The organism is Deltaproteobacteria bacterium, from assembly GCA_016208165.1.
Classification (GTDB): domain Bacteria; phylum Desulfobacterota; class Desulfarculia; order JACQYL01; family JACQYL01; genus JACQYL01.
Genome location: JACQYL010000003.1, coordinates 1 through 16,539, shown reverse-complemented (window position 1 = coordinate 16,539; position 16,539 = coordinate 1). Strand labels below are relative to the sequence as shown.

General features: G+C 54.4%; 13 protein-coding genes. 9 read left to right on the top strand and 4 right to left on the bottom strand.

The window, feature by feature from the left end; translation table 11 throughout:
- Window positions 1-48: 48 nt before the first annotated feature.
- Window positions 49-960 (bottom strand): PAS domain S-box protein, encoded by a 912-nt coding sequence (locus HY788_00695; GenBank protein ID MBI4772693.1) that lies wholly within the window; start codon window positions 958-960, stop codon window positions 49-51.
- A gap of 778 nt (window positions 961-1,738) precedes the next feature.
- Here HY788_00695 and HY788_00690 point away from each other — a divergent pair.
- The 9 genes from HY788_00690 (at window position 1,739) to HY788_00650 (ending at window position 13,863) form a co-directional block, all read left to right on the top strand.
- Window positions 1,739-3,901 (top strand): alkaline phosphatase D family protein, encoded by a 2,163-nt coding sequence (locus tag HY788_00690; protein MBI4772692.1) that lies wholly within the window; start codon window positions 1,739-1,741, stop codon window positions 3,899-3,901.
- Window positions 3,902-4,182: 281 nt separating this feature from the next.
- Window positions 4,183-4,872 carry a hypothetical protein gene (locus HY788_00685; protein ID MBI4772691.1) on the top strand — a complete coding sequence of 230 codons (690 nt, stop codon included), beginning with the start codon at window positions 4,183-4,185 and terminating at the stop codon, window positions 4,870-4,872.
- An 84-nt stretch (window positions 4,873-4,956) separates the two neighbouring features.
- A complete protein-coding gene (locus HY788_00680) occupies window positions 4,957-5,589 on the top strand; it encodes a hypothetical protein (GenBank protein MBI4772690.1) in 633 nt (210 codons plus the stop codon).
- A gap of 146 nt (window positions 5,590-5,735) precedes the next feature.
- A complete protein-coding gene (locus tag HY788_00675) occupies window positions 5,736-5,963 on the top strand; it encodes a magnesium transporter (GenBank protein MBI4772689.1) in 228 nt (75 codons plus the stop codon).
- 542 nt (window positions 5,964-6,505) lie between these two features.
- Window positions 6,506-8,113: a hypothetical protein gene (locus HY788_00670; GenBank protein ID MBI4772688.1), complete on the top strand. Its 1,608-nt coding sequence runs from the start codon at window positions 6,506-6,508 to the stop codon at window positions 8,111-8,113.
- A 28-nt stretch (window positions 8,114-8,141) separates the two neighbouring features.
- A complete protein-coding gene (locus HY788_00665; protein MBI4772687.1) occupies window positions 8,142-9,461 on the top strand; it encodes a ferric reductase-like transmembrane domain-containing protein in 1,320 nt (439 codons plus the stop codon).
- Window positions 9,462-9,475: 14 nt separating this feature from the next.
- Window positions 9,476-9,844 (top strand): cytochrome c, encoded by a 369-nt coding sequence (locus HY788_00660; GenBank protein MBI4772686.1) that lies wholly within the window; start codon window positions 9,476-9,478, stop codon window positions 9,842-9,844.
- A gap of 906 nt (window positions 9,845-10,750) precedes the next feature.
- Entirely contained in the window at window positions 10,751-13,339 is a 2,589-nt protein-coding gene (locus tag HY788_00655) for a PAS domain-containing protein (GenBank protein ID MBI4772685.1), read from the top strand.
- A 92-nt stretch (window positions 13,340-13,431) separates the two neighbouring features.
- On the top strand, window positions 13,432-13,863 hold the full coding sequence (locus HY788_00650; protein MBI4772684.1) for a MaoC family dehydratase: 432 nt from the start codon (window positions 13,432-13,434) through the stop codon (window positions 13,861-13,863).
- A 140-nt stretch (window positions 13,864-14,003) separates the two neighbouring features.
- Here the strand turns inward: HY788_00650 and HY788_00645 are convergent, their stop codons facing one another.
- From HY788_00645 to HY788_00635, 3 genes are all read right to left on the bottom strand, one after another.
- The gene (locus HY788_00645) at window positions 14,004-15,557 is read right to left on the bottom strand and encodes a hypothetical protein (GenBank protein MBI4772683.1); all 1,554 of its coding nucleotides are present in this window, start codon (window positions 15,555-15,557) and stop codon (window positions 14,004-14,006) included.
- A gap of 183 nt (window positions 15,558-15,740) precedes the next feature.
- Window positions 15,741-15,974: a CopG family transcriptional regulator gene (locus tag HY788_00640; protein ID MBI4772682.1), complete on the bottom strand. Its 234-nt coding sequence runs from the start codon at window positions 15,972-15,974 to the stop codon at window positions 15,741-15,743.
- Window positions 15,964-16,224: a BrnT family toxin gene (locus tag HY788_00635; GenBank protein ID MBI4772681.1), complete on the bottom strand. Its 261-nt coding sequence runs from the start codon at window positions 16,222-16,224 to the stop codon at window positions 15,964-15,966. The genes HY788_00640 and HY788_00635 overlap by 11 nt, the downstream gene beginning before the upstream one ends.
- Window positions 16,225-16,539: the final 315 nt, after the last annotated feature.

Here is a 16,539-nt window from a genome sequence, read left to right as displayed (position 1 = left end):
CACGCTCCTTTCAATCTGTTCGATGTTGCTTCCAACCATGGCCAAACCTCAAGGATACAGTTCCGGATAGAGCGCTCTTTTGCAGTCGGGGCAGATGCTGTGGGAAAATTCGGCGCTAGTTCGGTCTTTCAGAAAGGATTCGATCTGAATCCAGTTTTCGTTCTCATCCCGGATCTTCTTACAGTTGGCGCAGATGGGGATAAATCCGCTCAATGCTTTTTCAAGCGCATTTGACAATTGCTGCTCGAGAATGCGCTGTTCCTCCCTGATTTTCTTCTGCTCGGTGATATCGAGGAAGGAGGCGACGCTTTGCAGGGTTCCCGGAATCATATCGATGCTTGCCAAAAGGTGACGAACGTCACCGTTGCGGTCATCGAACCCGAACTCATAGTTTGTGGGGGCCCCATTTCCCGGAAGTCGTCGTTGATGGTGGTAGGCCTCCATGCGTCCCCGGTCGGCGGAGTGAACGAACTCGGACCAGGATTTCTTTCCTTCCACCTCCTCCTTGGCGAAGCCGGAAAGCTTTTCGAATTCGCGGTTCATCAGGGATATGGTCTTGTCGTTTTCGATGATCACCATGGCGGTGCCTGTATTCTCAAAAATGGTACGGTACTTTCTTTCCGATTCCGCCAGGGCCGATCTGGCATGGGCAAGTTTTTCACTCAAAGCCACCGTTAAGGCCGAAATGACCAGCATCATCAAAGCCCTGAGATAATCGTTGGTTGTGGGACGATGACCGATCGCCATATGTTGGCCGAATGTCAGTACGAGGATCAGAAGCGTTGTCACCACAAGGCCTCGTCTGCGCCACCAGACGCACGCCAAAATGATCGGAATGTAGAAGAAATGGGTGAACAGTACTCCTGTTCCAAGAACCTTTCGGAAATAATAGGTGAGAATGCAGGCGGCGACCAGTAAGGCCGATATGATCGGCAATCGTGATTTCGAATCATCCAGCATATTCATCGACTCGTCAAAAAACGGACTTAGTTCGTGTCAATCATGTCGAAGTACGATTCATTTGGACGTGTCCAATAGCTGATCGCCTTAACCGAGCAAAAAATGTACCAGATCGCACACGGGACGGATTGACGCCAATAAAGCGCGCAAGTAGCCTGTTGCCTGGAACAAAGACACGCGTCCCGGCGGATGGAAAAGCCAATAAATTCGGTTTGTTTCACCTTCCGAGTAAGAATGCCCTATTGGAGGCCCCCGGCATTCGGGAGAGCCCGAAGATGGATGTACTCGGCGCAATCGTTCGACAGTAATCAACGCAGGGTGTCAAGGTTCTTCTAAGATTCGAAAGAAGCTTGACACTTCCCGTGCAAGAAAAGTGGTCGGGCCGGACAGGGGCGTGAGAATTTGAACCATTTCTGTATTGTTTTGAGTAAGAGGACGTGGGATACGCTTATGGACCGGCTTCAGGCGAACACCGTTTCCATACAACAAGGACGTGTTCCGTGCCGGGGTGCGCACGGTGCTGGAACGTCGGTCTATTTACGAGACCCGGAAGGCAACCCGATCGAGGCGAGGCATTACAAAGGTCAAAATAGTCCGGAGAGATGCTTCAGTGGGTCATAGACAGAAATAGGAAGAATGGTGTAGGGACATTCCGGAAGTTCTATACCCGGGCCATGATGAAAGCATAGCAGAGTGTTGAAAAAGCCCGGATACCTGGGGACCTGCGGCGCAATTCGACTCAGCGCTTGCACTCTTCGGAACGGAGCCCGGAGGAACCATGATGAAAAAGACGCTTCTCACCCTAGTGATCCTAGGACTGATTTCAGGACTCTCCGCATGCGGTTCCGATACGACCCCTGCGTCTGAACCGACGGAAGTGAGCTTTCCGCAGTCCGTGGCGTCAGGGGACCCGCGCGCTCACAGCGTTGTCGTGTGGACACGGGTTTTGGACACCGGCCTGCCGGATCGGGACCTTGCGGTGACCCTCACTGTGGCTGCGGATGAACACATGGCGGACGTGGTTCAGATCCGGGGCTTGGTTGCCAAAGCGGAGTACGACCACTGCGTCAAAGTGAGCGTATCGGGCCTTTCTCCCGGCGCCTTCTACTACTATCGCTTCACCAGCAACGGGGTCTCCTCGAAGATCGGAAGGACCAAGACCGCTCCCGAGCCCGACGCGGACGTGCCGGTGCGGTGGGCCTTATTTTCGTGCCAGGACTACGTGCACCGGTACTACAACAGCTTCACGCATTTGCTGCACACGTACGATAGCCCGTCCAACGATCTGGATTTCCTGGTACATTCCGGTGACTATGTGTACGAGAGCACGCCCGCCTCTTCTTTGGACACGACCGAGGGAGCGCGCGTGGTTCGATTCGAGGACCCGGAAGGAGCCGTCGTGCTGGAGGAAACGGATGGCACGCTGCTGGCCGCCGCGACCCTCTCCAACTACCGCGATCTGTACAAGACCTATCGTTCCGATCCCATGTTGCAACGCATACACGAGCGGTTCCCCATGGTCGTGATCTGGGACGACCACGAGTTCTCCAACGACAGTTGGCAGGACACGGCCACGTATTTCGGCGGCCGCGTGGACGGGCGGGATCTGCAGAGGAAAAGAGCGTCCGAGAGGGCCTTTTTCGAGTATGTGCCCTGCGAGATCGGCCTGAACGGGCAGGGAGATCTCGAGATCACGGAAGAGATCCTCTATCCCAACACGCGCATATACAGGAGCTTTCGCTTCGGCGCGCACCTCGATCTGGTTTTGACGGACTACAGGACCTATCGTCCCGATCACCTCATTCCGGAGGACGCATTTCCGGGTACGGTGGTCATGGACAACGCAGCATGCCGAGCGGCCCTTGGCGACGCGTACGCGGAGTACGAACCGCTTCTGGACTCGTACGTTTCCATTGATGCCGAGGGGTTCGAAGACACCAAGGCGGTCCTGGTGTCCATTGTGGCCATGCGCTATGATCAGGAGAATCCATACCTGTCCGGAGAACAGGCCGCGGCCAAAGCCCGGGAAGTGGTGGCGGGGGACCTGAACGCACGGTACATCAATTCGGTGTTCGAATCGGAGGGATTCCCCGCGCCTTTGGACTCGGGCGCCCTGTCGTCGCTGCCTCGCGGCGTGGCTTTCTATACGCTGGGCAAGCGAAGCCTCTACTCGGATATAGGATCCCGATACGGTATCTTTCAGGACGTGTTTGAGCTATATGCCACTTATCTTCGAAGCATAGACCCGAGCGCGGACGATGTGTTCGGCGCGGCCCAGGAAGCCTGGCTCAGGAGCGTATTGGACACCAGCACGGCCACGTGGAAGGCGGTTACCAGTTCGACCTCCCTGGCGCCCCTGGTGGCGGACTTTAGCATCGGGCTCATTCAACCCTTCCTTCCGCCGGACTTCCCGGAGGACTTCAAGGCCCGCATCCTCATTAACGCGGACCAATGGGACGGGTTTCCTGTGAAGAAACAGGACATTCTGAACTATCTGAGCACGGTGCCCGGCCTGGTGCTTCTATCCGGGGACATCCATGCGTCCTTTGTGACGGATCACGGGGATCGAGGGCCGTACAGGGTACACGAGTTCACCGGGCCGGCGGTGTCTTCGGGAACATTCCAGGATTTCGCCGGACGCACCATCGGCGATCTCGGATTCGAGGCGCCGGAGGATTCCATCGCTCTCTTGGGATCCCTGTTAGGGCTCTCCGCGGTGACCAATCCTTTCACCCGGCCGTCGGCGCTCCTTTGGGCTAATCTTGTGGATAACGGCTACGTAGTACTCGAAGCCGGTCCGGACGCTCTGGAAGCCACGTACCATGTGGTTCCCACCGAGTTCGTGCGGGAAAGCTTCTACGAGGACTTCTTCTCGCTGGCGCCCCTTTTCACGGATAGGGTGTTCCGTATTCAAGACGGCATTCTGACGGAAGGTTCCTAAAAAGGTATTTGTCTACGGGACATCAAGTTAGGCGGATCCATTGTGCACCGAGGGAGCTCTTCAATAATGAACTCATTTGAATTGAGGATGAACGATTCCGTCATTGCCAGGGCCGGACTGAACGGATCGAGTAATAAATAGGCTACCGAAGCTTGCGGGCCTGTTTGACATTCGTGCCTCCCGAGAAGAAGATACGGGGTCAAACGGCGCGATTTTGGCGCGACAGAGACTCCGAGGAAGTAAGGAATGAGGAAGTATGTCAACCCGAAGGGGGAAGGGCGATGTCTCCGCTGAGAGTGAGGGTTGTAAGAATGAGGTGTCTATTGTTCGCTGTTTTTCTCTCGTCGATTGCGGGGTGCCAGGGCCCCGGGATCGAGAGCCCCCGTGAACAGAGCCTTCTGGGGCCGCAATCCGTCCGGGCAAGGGGAGAACAGCGCGTCCTCATGGTGGCGGTCAGCTTCCCGGACGTCGAGCCGGCGCTCTCTCTCGATCAGATAAAACAGAAAGCCGTGGCGGGTCTGAGCCGATACGTATCGGAACAGTCCTACGGCCTGACCTGGGTAAATGCCGACTTCAGAGGACGGGTCATGCTCCCCGACCCGATCTCGGCATACAAAATAAGTCCCTACAACTTCCAGGTTGACAGGACAAGAGTAAGGAAACTCGCCGAGGACACCATGACGGCCCTTGAGAAAGATGTGGATTTTTCAAACTACGAGCACATGCTCATTATCCCCTGTGCCCTCACACAGCCCGGAAAAGGCTATGGCATGATCTGTTATTGCGCCAATCCGGGCATGTTGTCCGGCGTTCGAGGGGACGTTGCTTACGTCAAACTGGAATCCAAGAACAAGAAAGCGTTTCAGGGCGGAGTGTTCGTCGGAACCGAGAACGCACATTTGGGCATGTTCGCCCATGATTTCTTCCACGCGCTCGGAGGGATTGACGGAAAACGACGGCTTGTCCCCTGACTGTACGACTTCGAGCGTCAGTCTGACGCTTCGCACCTTCCCAGCTTCGAACATCACGCCATCTACATGGGCCCTTGGGACATCATGTCCCAGCACCTGGTTGACAGAAAGGAGCCGCCTCCCGGCATCTCTTCCTTTACCAAAATCAGATTGGGCTGGATCTCCCCCGAGCAGGCGGTCTTGGTCCAACCCGGCGATACCCGATACGCCTTTCTGTCTCCGCTGGCCAAGAAGGGCGGTACCCTTGTCGTTAAGATTCCGCTTCCGCAAGGCCGCTATTACCTGGTGGAAAACCGTCAAACCCTGGGCTTCGATCGCATGTTGCCGGATTCGGGCATACTGGTCCTGAAGGTCGATCCCGAGGTCCGGGAAGGTTCCGGCACCGTCAGAGTGATGAATGCCGATCCGCGCTTCGCCGACTTCTCGCATGCCACCTTCAGGCCGGACAAGGAGAACCGGTCCCTTTTTCTTGACAGCGGGAGCAATGTGGCCGTCATTCCTCTCTGGGCCGAAGGGGGGAACCATGGCGTGCTCGTTACCACCCCGGACAAGAGCCGGAGTGCGGTGCAGGCGGCCATGGCGATACAGAGGCTATTGAAGCGGTTTCCCGAGCCCAGGAATGAAAAGCAAGACATGGCCGTGCGGGAAGCCGTGGCTTCCTTTAAGCGCCTCGACTTCAACGCAAGCAGTCAGAAAGCCCGAGAGTTGCCGGATTAATGCCGGAGACTCGACTTGGCATGTGGGTTTCGTTCCTTGCCCAAACAGCCCGGCATGGCTTGATATGAATTTGTTGGCAGCGTCCCCGGGAATCAAACTGTTACTAAGAATTACCGGGGACTCTTCGCGTCGATTCGCAATGTGAGATTCCAGTTCCTGCCGGCTTTTCGCTCGACAAGATCGGGTTGGCCATCGCTCTCGCCCTAAGCCTGCAAGTGGTTACCGCGACGTTGATCGGAGCCCTCCTGCCCCTGGGTGCGGCCAGGATGAAATGGGACCCCGCCGTGGTGGCCAGCCCGGCCCTCACCACCATTGTGGATATCACCGGATTGCTGATCTATTTCACGACCGCCAAGATCCTGCTGGGGATTTGAACACGAGGAACCCGGGCATGAACGATGACCCGTTCGTCCTCTACATCGATAGGACGGGATGCGATGGGTTGGAAGTTGCCTTGCTTGATCGACTGAATCTACGGCCGGAGGATCAGCCAACCCGGCATCGGTTGCGGGGAGGGTTGCCGCAGGATGAAAACGACGACTGGAGTGCCGCCTGAAGCATTTGCGCCACCCGACCCTCGACAAAGGGGACGCTGTTCAATTACGCACTCATTTCAGTTCACTAGCGGGATGGGCTGTGATAGAATAAATAAAATTTCGCCCAGGGGGAATTTTCTTTGTGATTACTTGATAGGCACAAGAAAACCAAAAAAACATTTCTATTTTTACAAATTTCTACGATGTGCGGCGCGACGGAACGGATCTCCGTTGCACCGGCCGAGCCGCTTCGGGCTCCACTCGGCCTGACCTGCGGTCTCGGCGCCCAAGCATCGTACAGCTCCAAAACAGTACAGCTCAAACTCAAGCAAGAGTGGCGCCGAATCCGGGCGCCACCTCCTCCAACTCGAAGGGTCATAATGGAAGCAGCGTCTGTGGTTCGGAGAAATTATGCAGGCTTCTTATTCGGCGTAGCCGTCGTCACGGGCCTGTACCTTGCCAGCCTATACAGCTACCTCCTTTTTCACAGCCTGGCTGAACTTTTCAGTGTCGTAGTTGCTGCCGGCATTTTTATGATTGCCTGGAACTCTCGCGGATTATACCAAAACAACTATCTTCAATTTATTAGTATAGCCTATCTATTTGTCGCTGCTTTGGATCTGGTGCATACCCTAGCCTATAAGGGAATGGGCGTATTCCCGGAATACGGCTCCAACTTGCCGACGCAGCTCTGGATCGGCACGAAGTTTATCCAGGCTATTTCGCTCGTAATAGCGCCTTTTCTCTTCAATCGAAAACTGAAGACCGGATTTATATTTTTTGCTTTCGCTTTGGCAACAAGCCTTCTACTGGCATCTATTTTTTACTGGAACATTTTTCCGAAATGCTTCGACGAACAAACAGGATTGACCACTTTCAAGAAGACGAGCGAGTATATAATATCTATACTTCTGATAATTTCTGCGATATTGCTGATCCGAAAGAAAGGAGAATTCGATCCGGAAGTATTGAAGTTGTTGGTCACATCCATCATATTGACCGTGCTTTCCGAGCTGTTCTTTACATTTTACATACATGTCTATGGGTTATCGAATTTGATCGGGCACTTTCTGGCGATTGCCGCCTTCTATCTCATCTACAAGGGCCTCATCAAGATAGGCCTGGAAGAACCCACCAAGGTCCTATTCAGAAACCTGAAACTGAGCGAAGAGAAGCTCAGGCAAGCGCGTGGGGATTTGGAAATCCGTGTGGAAGAGCGCACGGCCGAGCTGAAAAAGATGAATGAAGAGTTGGGACTCGAAATCGAAAAACGCAAAGAAATGGAAGAGAATTTGAGGGACGTTTCGAACCGGCTCCTGAAAGCCCAGGAGGCCGAAAGAAGAAGTTTGGCCCTCGATCTTCATGACAGTATCGGCGGCAGCCTTTTGGGAATCAAAATGGCGTTGGAGCAAAAGATCGATGCCATCCAGCAGGAAAAGGCGTTTGCGGACAGCATAACCTTGGAGGAGATCCTGGACCTGGTGAAAACCAGCATGATAGAAACCGGTCGGATTCAGCACAATCTGAGGCCCTCGCTTCTCGATCATTTAGGCTTGAATGCCGCTCTTCGCTCTCTCTGCCGGGAGTTTGACAACACGCACAGGGATATCAAAACCGAGTGTACTCTGGAGGTCAAAGAAAAGGACGTGCCGGAAGATCTGAAAATCATTGTGTACAGGATATCACAGGAAGCACTCAACAACGTGGCCAAGCACAGCGGTGCGGAACACGTGAGCCTCTCCTTGATTCAAGAAAATGATGAAATCCGATTGACGATTTTGGACGACGGCTGCGGTTTCGATACGCAGGAGGCGATCGAACGGGGAAGAAACAACCAGCGTATGGGGCTTGCCAGCATGGGGGAGCGATGTGAACTCTCGAGGGGATCCTTTTCGATCGATTCCAGGAAAAATGGAGGGACTAGGATTCGGGCAAGTTGGTTGAGGGAGACATGCGAATGCTCCATGCGGTACGCTGAATCGGACTGAACGCCGTTTTCAAAAACAGAGATTTCCCATGCTTGGAGCTGTTTCACGTCTTGTTTTGTATACGGGCTTGGTTTCTCTGCCGGTGGTCCTGGCAGCGTTGCTCGATGTGGAACCCAAGAGGTTTGCATCCGAGCTCGGCAAACATTGCGCGCTCATGGCATTCGTGATCCTCATTCTCCAGTTCGTCATGGCGGCCAGGATACAATGGATTGAAAGGGCATTTGGTTTTGATATCCTGATCCGGTTCCACAAGCGTATGGCCGTGTTCGCGGGGTTTCTTCTGTTGGCTCATCCCCTGCTCCTGGCTGCCGGGGGAGGAGGATGGCGCCTCCTCGTAGGACTCGACCTCCCGTGGGTTATCTGGCTCGGCAAGGCGACCCTCCTGATTCTGCTCCTCAATATCTGTCTGAGCAGCTTTCAGAGATCGTTCGGAGTCAAATTTGAGAAGTGGCGACTGGGTCACGACATCGGAGGCCCGTTGATCATCGCCATGGCGTTCACCCAGAGCTGGGTGGTGGGGCACGATCTGAGGCCGGCCGGCATGAAGGCGCTGTGGGTCGTCGCTTTGGTCTCGGCGATCTGTCTGTTCGTCTATCATGTGCTGGTTCGACCTCGGCGCCTCAAGCGTCAAGCCTACCGAGTGATCGACGTTCAACCGGAAACCGAGGATGTCTGGACCGTCAGGATGAGCCCGCCCGAAGGCCGGCCCATCTATCGTTACCTTCCCGGTCAGTTTCATTTCGTTACCTTTTACCGCAATAGAAATCTGCCCGTGGAAGAGCATCATTGGACCATCTCCTCTTCTCCGACGGAAGAGGATTATGTGAGTTCGACCATCAAGGCTTCAGGCGATTTTACGTCGACCATGGGCCGGACGAAAGTCGGCGATAGAGCGGCCGTTCACGGAGCATTCGGCCGGTTTTCCTACGTGCTGCATCCGGAAGAGAATGACCTCGTGTTCGTGGCGGGCGGAATAGGTATCACTCCCCTGATGAGTATGCTGCGTCACATGCGTGACACGCAGGATACCCGTTCCGTGCTGCTTGTGTATGCAAACAGAGAAAAAAGCCGAATCGTCTTCCGAAAAGAGCTTTCAGAAATCGAGGCCGGCGGACATCCTCGACTCAAGGTCGTTCATGTACTCAGCAGACCAAACGAAGGATGGCAGGGGGAGACCGGTCATGTCGATGGGGAAAAAATCGAGCGGCTGTGCGGTGAAGACCTGGGTGAGAAAACGTTTTATGTGTGCGGTCCGCCGCCGATGCTGAAAGCGGTCGTCGCCGCTCTTAAGAACATGCATGTCCGGGATAAACGAATTCGAGTCGAGATCTTTTCTTTCTTGGAATAGGGAGGACGGCCATTATGAGGAAAACCCACCTGAATCAGGCTTCCGTTGCGGTGTGGGTCACGCTTGTCTGCGTGGCGGTCTTGTTCGCCCTGGTGCGATCCTTTGCCATGCATCCGGACGATCCGGCGGCCAAGCAAGGCTCGCAATTGTTTGCAAGCGAAGGATGCGCGCATTGTCATGTTACCGACAGCGAAGAAGCCAAGATCGGTCCCGGCCTGAAAGGTCTCTTTAAGCGGGACACGCTGCCGGCGAGCGGTAGAGAGGCGACGGAAGAGAATGTAACAAAGCAGCTCAAAACGCCATACAAGAACATGCCTTCTTATGCCGATCGTCTTAACGACGAAGAAAGGGACCAGTTGATTGCCTATCTCGGAACCCTGTGACACGATCTGTGTCTTGAGAGGAGTCGCACCCATGCGTGTTCCAATGATCGTCCGATTCCCCCACGATGCCTTCAATGCCGCCGTTGCGGACGGGTGTGCGGGAAAGAAAACAAAAGGGAATAGGCCGATCGAAGCCTGTTCGAGAGCGGCGGAACCCTAAAGCCGATGCAACACGCGGATGACCGCCTCAATTTCGCCTCAAGCCTTCCACTAGACAGCGTGCCCCGCCCCGTTTCCTCGGATGTTCAACGGCGCTCATTCCAGTAAACGAAACACGGCGGCCCGCCCCCCAAGTCCCGTAGCAACTCACGCAACAACGTCGGCATGCCCGTTGAGCGGCATAAATGGATTGCTCAAAAATTGAGCAACCTGCGGAGGGCTGCTGCTCAATTTTGGGGCAATATGCAGGAATCCGTCTCGGCCCACAAATGAAGAATCCAAGTAAAATTAATCGGATACTGCAAATGGCACACAAACTGCACTTGGTTTCTACTGCGAAAAGCTACAATCCTTCGCGAGTTTCACGCATGTAGCGCTTGTCCATTCCGGCGCCTCATGACGGATTCCCGCTAGGGGCGGCCTGCAATCCGCGGACCGGCATTGGAGGATTATCAGACTCGGCCTTCACTACCGTCCACCGGCGTCGAGGTTCCGATCCGATCTAATGTGAACTCGGCGAGAGGCGCGGAGCGCTCCTGTATTTTGTTTTTGGGCCAACTTTTGATATACTGGCAAACCTCGGCCTCTCCGGTTTCCACCTCTCCGGGTTGAGTTCGGGGCGCGCGGCGCCTTCAAGGCGTTTGCCGGTCATTGAAGAATTCATCGGGTACTATCGACCGGGACTGGTTTCAGGCATAGATGCAGAATGTTCAACTCGGCTCGATCCCGGAAACACAGGTGATGATCATGCTCAAAAAGCCGACCTACGAAGAACTGGAAAAAAGAGTTCAAGAATTGGAATCAGCCGAACTCGAGCGTGGGCTCATTGAAAAGGAACATCTGATGGTTCTCGAGGTCCTTCAGCTGATCAATGAGACTGAAAGGCTGGATGATTTGTTGGGGAGCATCCTGCACCGTCTGAAGCATTGGTCGGGGTGTGAGGCTGTGGCTATACGACTCAAGGATGGGCCGGATTTTCCATATTTCGTGACTTCGGGATTTCCGGATGAGTTTGTTAAGATGGAGAGGTATCTCTGCTCGTATAAAGAGGATGGTGAAGTCGAGCGCGACAGAGACGGCAACCCCCTTCTGGAGTGTATGTGCGGTAATATTCTTTGCGGAAGATTTGATCCCTCCAAAAACTTTTTCACCGCAGACGGCAGTTTCTGGAGCAATTGCACGACCAGACTACTTGCAACTACAACCGATGCCGACCGCCAGGCGCGCACCCGCAACCGGTGTAACAGTTCGGGCTACGAATCCGTCGCCCTTATCCCTTTGCGTTCCGCCGGGGAGACCTTCGGACTGATACAACTCAACGATCATCGCGAAGGACGCTTCTCGCCGGATCTGATTGCCATGTATCGCAGGGTCGCAGACTCTATCGCCGGCTTCCTGGCAAAAAGACAGGCCCAGGAAGCGCTCCGGAAAAGCGAAATGCACTTGCGCATACTGATCGATACACTGCCCGATCTGGTCTGGTTGAAGGACCCGGATGGGGTATATCTGTCCTGTAATGCGAGGTTTGAGCGTTTCTTCGGCGCTCGAGAAGCCGAGATCGTCGGCAAGACGGATTATGACTTCGTGGACAAGGAGCTGGCGGATTTCTTCAGGGAAAAAGATCGAGCGGCCATGGCTGCGGGCAAGCCATGTGTAAACGAAGAAGAGATTACGTTCCCGGACGACGGGCACCATGAATTATTGGAAACCATTAAAGCGCCCATCTACGACCGTGAAGGACGGATAGCCGGCGTTTTGGGTATTGCCCGCGACATCACGCCACGCAAGCAGGCTGAGCTGATGTTGAAGGAGAGTGAAGCACAACTGAGGTTGCTCATCAAGCATACGCCGGCCGCCATAGCCATGTTCGACCGCGAGATGCGCTACCTCGCCGTCAGCAGCCGATGGATTTCAGACTATCGTCTTGGAAACCGGGACATCATCGGCCGATCCCACTACGAGGTCTTTCCGGAGATTCCGGATCACTGGAAAGAGGTGCATCGCCGGGGGATGAACGGTGAGGTTTCACGAGTGGATGAGGAATGTTTCAAGAGGATGGACGGAACCATCCAATGGCTGCTGTGGGAAGTCCGTCCCTGGTACAAGTCTGACAACTCGGTGGGAGGAATCGTGATCCTGACCGAGGACATCACCAATCGTAAGCAGGCGGAGGCGGCGCGGAATAAGCTACACGATCTGCTGGTGCAAGCCCGGAAAATGGAATCGGTGGGTCGATTGGCAGGGGGGGTGGCGCATGATCTGAACAATCTGCTTTCCCCCATCCTCGGCTACAGCGATATGTTGTTGGAAGATCTGGGTCGCAACGATAACCGGCGCGAATCGGTGAACGAAATTCTTAATGCGGGAAACCGTGCCCGGGACCTTGTGCGCCAGCTGCTCGCCTTCAGCCGCAAGCAGACCTTGGAATTCAAAGCGGTGGATATCAACGAGACCATTGAAGGTTTCCGGAGCCTGTTGCGGCGCACGATCCCCGAAGATATCGTGATCAAGATTGTTTCTTTACCCGGTGTCCTGCCTGTCATGGCGGATGTCGGACAGATGGAACAGGTGATCATGAATCTTGCCGTCAATGCAGCCGACGCCATGCGGGACGGCGGCGCGCTGACCATTGAAACTACCATTACCGACCTGGACGAATCATACGCGGAAACGCATCCGGACGTGTCGCCGGGGCAGTATGTCATGCTGGCCATCAGCGACACCGGACATGGTATGGATGAAGAGACACGAAAGCAGATTTTCGAGCCGTTTTTTTCCACGAAAGGGGAGCGAGGCACCGGCCTGGGCCTTGCCACGGTCTACGGCATTGTCAAACAACACGCAGGCAACATCTGGGTCTACAGCGAACCCGGCAATGGGACAACCTTCAAAATCTACCTGCCCATTGCCGGAAAAGCGCCTGCTAAAGAAGATACGGATAAGAAAGCGGCTACGGACTTAAAAGGTTCCGAAACCATTCTATTGGTGGAGGATAATGAACAGGTCCGCCGGTTGGCGGAGACCGTATTAACGCGGCGGGGATACACGATCATTTCTGCGCAAAGCAGCGAGGAAGCGCAGGGGACATTGGCATTGCACCATGGTCCGTTGCACTTGCTGTTGACCGACGTGGTCATGCCCGGACTGAACGGCAGGGAACTGTACGAGAAACTATCTTCCGAACAGCCCTCTTTGAAGGTGCTGTACATGTCCGGATACACTGACAACGTCATCGCTCATCGCGGTGTACTGGACGAAGGGGTTCACTTCATCCAGAAGCCTTTTTCAAACCAAACGTTGGCTGAAAAGGTCCGTAAGGCATTGGATGAAGCCTGACAGCGCGTTGAGAGAGCCGCAGTCAGTTGTGTTTCAGGTCCCTTGATATGGAAAGAAAGCAAGGGATCTCGGCCATCAAGGAAAGGAGTCAAATGGAGTTCACGCTGACCGGATATTCAGATCTTTCCGGGGGGCAGTCGGCCCGTCTTTCAAAAAAGATTACCCAGGAAGACGTTGACCGTTTCATCGCCATCACCTCGGACACCAATCCCCTTCACGTTGACGAGGACTACGCGAGCCGCACCTTTTTCAAACAGCGGGTGGTCCATGGAATGCTCACGGCATCGCTTTTTTCCACCCTGGTGGGCATGTACCTGCCCGGTATCGGAGCTATTTACCGTTCGCAGACCATCGAGTTCGTCAAGCCGGTGTATATCGGCGATACGGTCACGGCCCATATGACCATCACAAGAATCGACCCGAAGCATGAAATCATCGAGTTGCACGGTGTTATCGAGAATCAACAGGGAGAAATCGTGGTCAAGGGGATCGCAACCGCGAGTCTGATCCGTGGACTGATCTAGAAGGCGAAAAAATACTGGACGTCGGACGCCGGACGCCGGACGCCGGATGGGTCGGGCGTATCGTCCATCCCGTGTTGGAACCAGTCAGGCAAGAGAAGGTGCATGAAAGCGGTATCCGTGTCCTTCTCATCTCCCGTCGGCTAATACGGAAGAGGGCAATACACGGTAAATTTCCACTTGGTGCCGGTTCCACCCGCGCAGTTGGGTTCCACGAAAACCTCCACCTGTGTCGAACTTCCCGAATACAGTACCTGGGTGCTCCGATTGCCGTTGGTGCCGACGCACCCGGAATCGAACTTTTTCTTGCCTTCGTACCAAATGGTGATTCGATCTTCCTGATCGTAGGTCTCGTAGTCGAACCAGAATTTCCCCGACGGCCGGCCCAGGTCGATCCAGTGTTCCTCCGCGGCGTCTCCACCTTCCTCGACATGCGTTCCGCAGGGTTTCTTCAAGTCCAAGTAGATGGAACTGCTCAAGGTATTGCTGGCGTGCCCCGCCGAATCCTTCACGTATACGTCGATATAGTGGATGCCGGGAGTCGACGGCTCGACAAATCGATAGACCTCCTGGAAGCGGCCCGAGCCTCCGGCCGGGTAGGACAACGACGAGGCGCCTAGGCCTATATGGTGCGTCACCACATCATCCACGCCGTCGGGATCGTCGTAATAGTAGCTGATAATGAAGTCTTCATCATAGGAAGAAACCTGGGAGGGCGTTACCGACAGATTGGACACCGTGGGAGGCCGGTTGACCGGGACGGAGGCCGGATCGACGGTAACGGTGAGTTCGTTGCTCTTGACCTCCCGTCCGTACATATCCTTAACCTCGGCCCACGCCTTATAGACGCCGTCCGATGTAAACGTCTGCTGGTTATACACCGCGCACCCGGACCGCTGGTCTCCCACCACAAACGTACAGGTGTCCTTGATGTTTTTCGGATCGTTTACAACGACCTGAAACGTTACATCCAGCGGAGCCTTGCCGGAAAGCGGGCCGCCCGAAAGCGATACGGAGATGGGATTCTTTACGCGCGCGACCGCGTAGTCATATTCCAGCGACTCGAAGTCCGGCAAGCCGTTGGGATTTCGGTCATACGCATGGTAAAAGACATACGTTCCCACGGGCAAGCCTTGAACGTTCAGTCTTAACACCTCTTCCGTAACCCAATCCGGCGTGGCATTGAACACGGTATAGGATTCACCCACGATCCCCAGGGACCATGAATGCTCCGGACCGCTGTGCGAAAACCAACCCATGGGCGCGTTCATGGGGGTATTGACCACAATAAACCGGTCGCCCCCGCCGCTTATGGTTTCAAAGAACCGATAGCTGATCCGCACTTCCAGTTCGCCGGAAACGTCGGTATCGGAAACCCAGTAGGAGCCGTCCCCTTTGACCTGTATCGTGTAGCCGATCTTGTTGTCCGACAGCGGAAGAAATGTATTACCCTCCTCAACTCTCGTGAGCTTTGGAACCCTGGGGAAGGGAGGGAACGCTCGACCGGTTTCGCGGGCCGGATCCGCTTGGTTCGCCGAATCGGATCCGCACGGCGCATTCGATTCCTCGAAAAGACCGGTTTCCAGGGCGCCGAAAGGAAACTCCGGGCCTTCCGACCGGCAGATCGAACCGGCCAAGGAAATCCCGACGAAAAGGAGACAAACGACGGACCATAGCTTGAAACGCATGCGAGTCATGGTATCGCCTCCTTGCTGTCGATTCGGAATCCATCGCCAAAGAAAACCATGCCTGGGCCTCCCGAGGTAAGTCGAAGACGGTTTTCGTGATGGATGTAAGTGTTGCGGAAAAGCCTTTTTCGGTGACGCATCAAAGAAATTCTAACGCCGATCGTGGATTTGACCCATCTGTCATTGTGCGAATCAGGAGCGCCCGGCCGCCTCTTTCAATTTTTCCGCGATCCACATTTTGATGAGGGATTGTCGGGGTACTCCGAGGCGCCTGGCTTCCTTATCCAGGTTCTGAATCATCCATAAGGGAAAATCCACATTGACCCGTTTCTGTTCCTGCCCCGGTCTTGTGGCTTTTGAAAGATCGAGAAACCCGGTAATGTCCTCCCCGGCATCAAATTTCTTGTCCAGGTCTTTAGCTTTCATAGATCCTGATTTCCTCTTTGCGGGATCGACGCGCGGAAATAATCCTGACTCTCTCTTTCCGGCACGTGATGATGATGGACCAGTATGAACCGGAAATTTTACCGATTATGAGGAACCTATCTTCATCCATGGTTTTCGCCGGGATTTCGATTCGATCCGGATCATTCCACAAAGCTTGTGCTTCAACAAAGTCAATCCCGTGTTTCCTCTTGTTGCTCAGGCTCTTTCGATGATCGAATTCGAATTGCATTTCAGTATAAATTTTATACCCATGATATACCTGAAGTCAACTTGCCCGCGAGGATAATCGCGAAAATCGCCGTATCTGTTCAGGGGTTGCTTAGGGAACCCTTCTGAAGAAGGGTTCCCCAAACCCCTCCCAAGACTCTTAAACAAGGGTCATTCCGGCTTACGCCGGAAAGACCCCTGGACTTTGGCCCTTTGTGATACTGGTTGGTGCATGGTTAGTAAGAATTACCTAATTAATTGCATATAATACAGCGGATTCGAGATTGGGTCTGGTATTTTTATGAGTTCGGTCCGCGGTACGTTTGTCAACGAAGTG

Coding starts and splice junctions, on each gene's coding strand:
- HY788_00695 (MBI4772693.1), bottom strand. CDS start 960: ATGCTGGATGATTCGAAATCACGATTGCCGATCATATCGGCCTTACTG.
- HY788_00690 (MBI4772692.1), top strand. CDS start 1,739: ATGATGAAAAAGACGCTTCTCACCCTAGTGATCCTAGGACTGATTTCA.
- HY788_00685 (MBI4772691.1), top strand. CDS start 4,183: ATGTCTCCGCTGAGAGTGAGGGTTGTAAGAATGAGGTGTCTATTGTTC.
- HY788_00680 (MBI4772690.1), top strand. CDS start 4,957: ATGTCCCAGCACCTGGTTGACAGAAAGGAGCCGCCTCCCGGCATCTCT.
- HY788_00670 (MBI4772688.1), top strand. CDS start 6,506: ATGGAAGCAGCGTCTGTGGTTCGGAGAAATTATGCAGGCTTCTTATTC.
- HY788_00665 (MBI4772687.1), top strand. CDS start 8,142: ATGCTTGGAGCTGTTTCACGTCTTGTTTTGTATACGGGCTTGGTTTCT.
- HY788_00660 (MBI4772686.1), top strand. CDS start 9,476: ATGAGGAAAACCCACCTGAATCAGGCTTCCGTTGCGGTGTGGGTCACG.
- HY788_00655 (MBI4772685.1), top strand. CDS start 10,751: ATGCTCAAAAAGCCGACCTACGAAGAACTGGAAAAAAGAGTTCAAGAA.
- HY788_00650 (MBI4772684.1), top strand. CDS start 13,432: ATGGAGTTCACGCTGACCGGATATTCAGATCTTTCCGGGGGGCAGTCG.
- HY788_00645 (MBI4772683.1), bottom strand. CDS start 15,557: ATGACTCGCATGCGTTTCAAGCTATGGTCCGTCGTTTGTCTCCTTTTC.
- HY788_00640 (MBI4772682.1), bottom strand. CDS start 15,974: ATGAAAGCTAAAGACCTGGACAAGAAATTTGATGCCGGGGAGGACATT.
- HY788_00635 (MBI4772681.1), bottom strand. CDS start 16,224: ATGCAATTCGAATTCGATCATCGAAAGAGCCTGAGCAACAAGAGGAAA.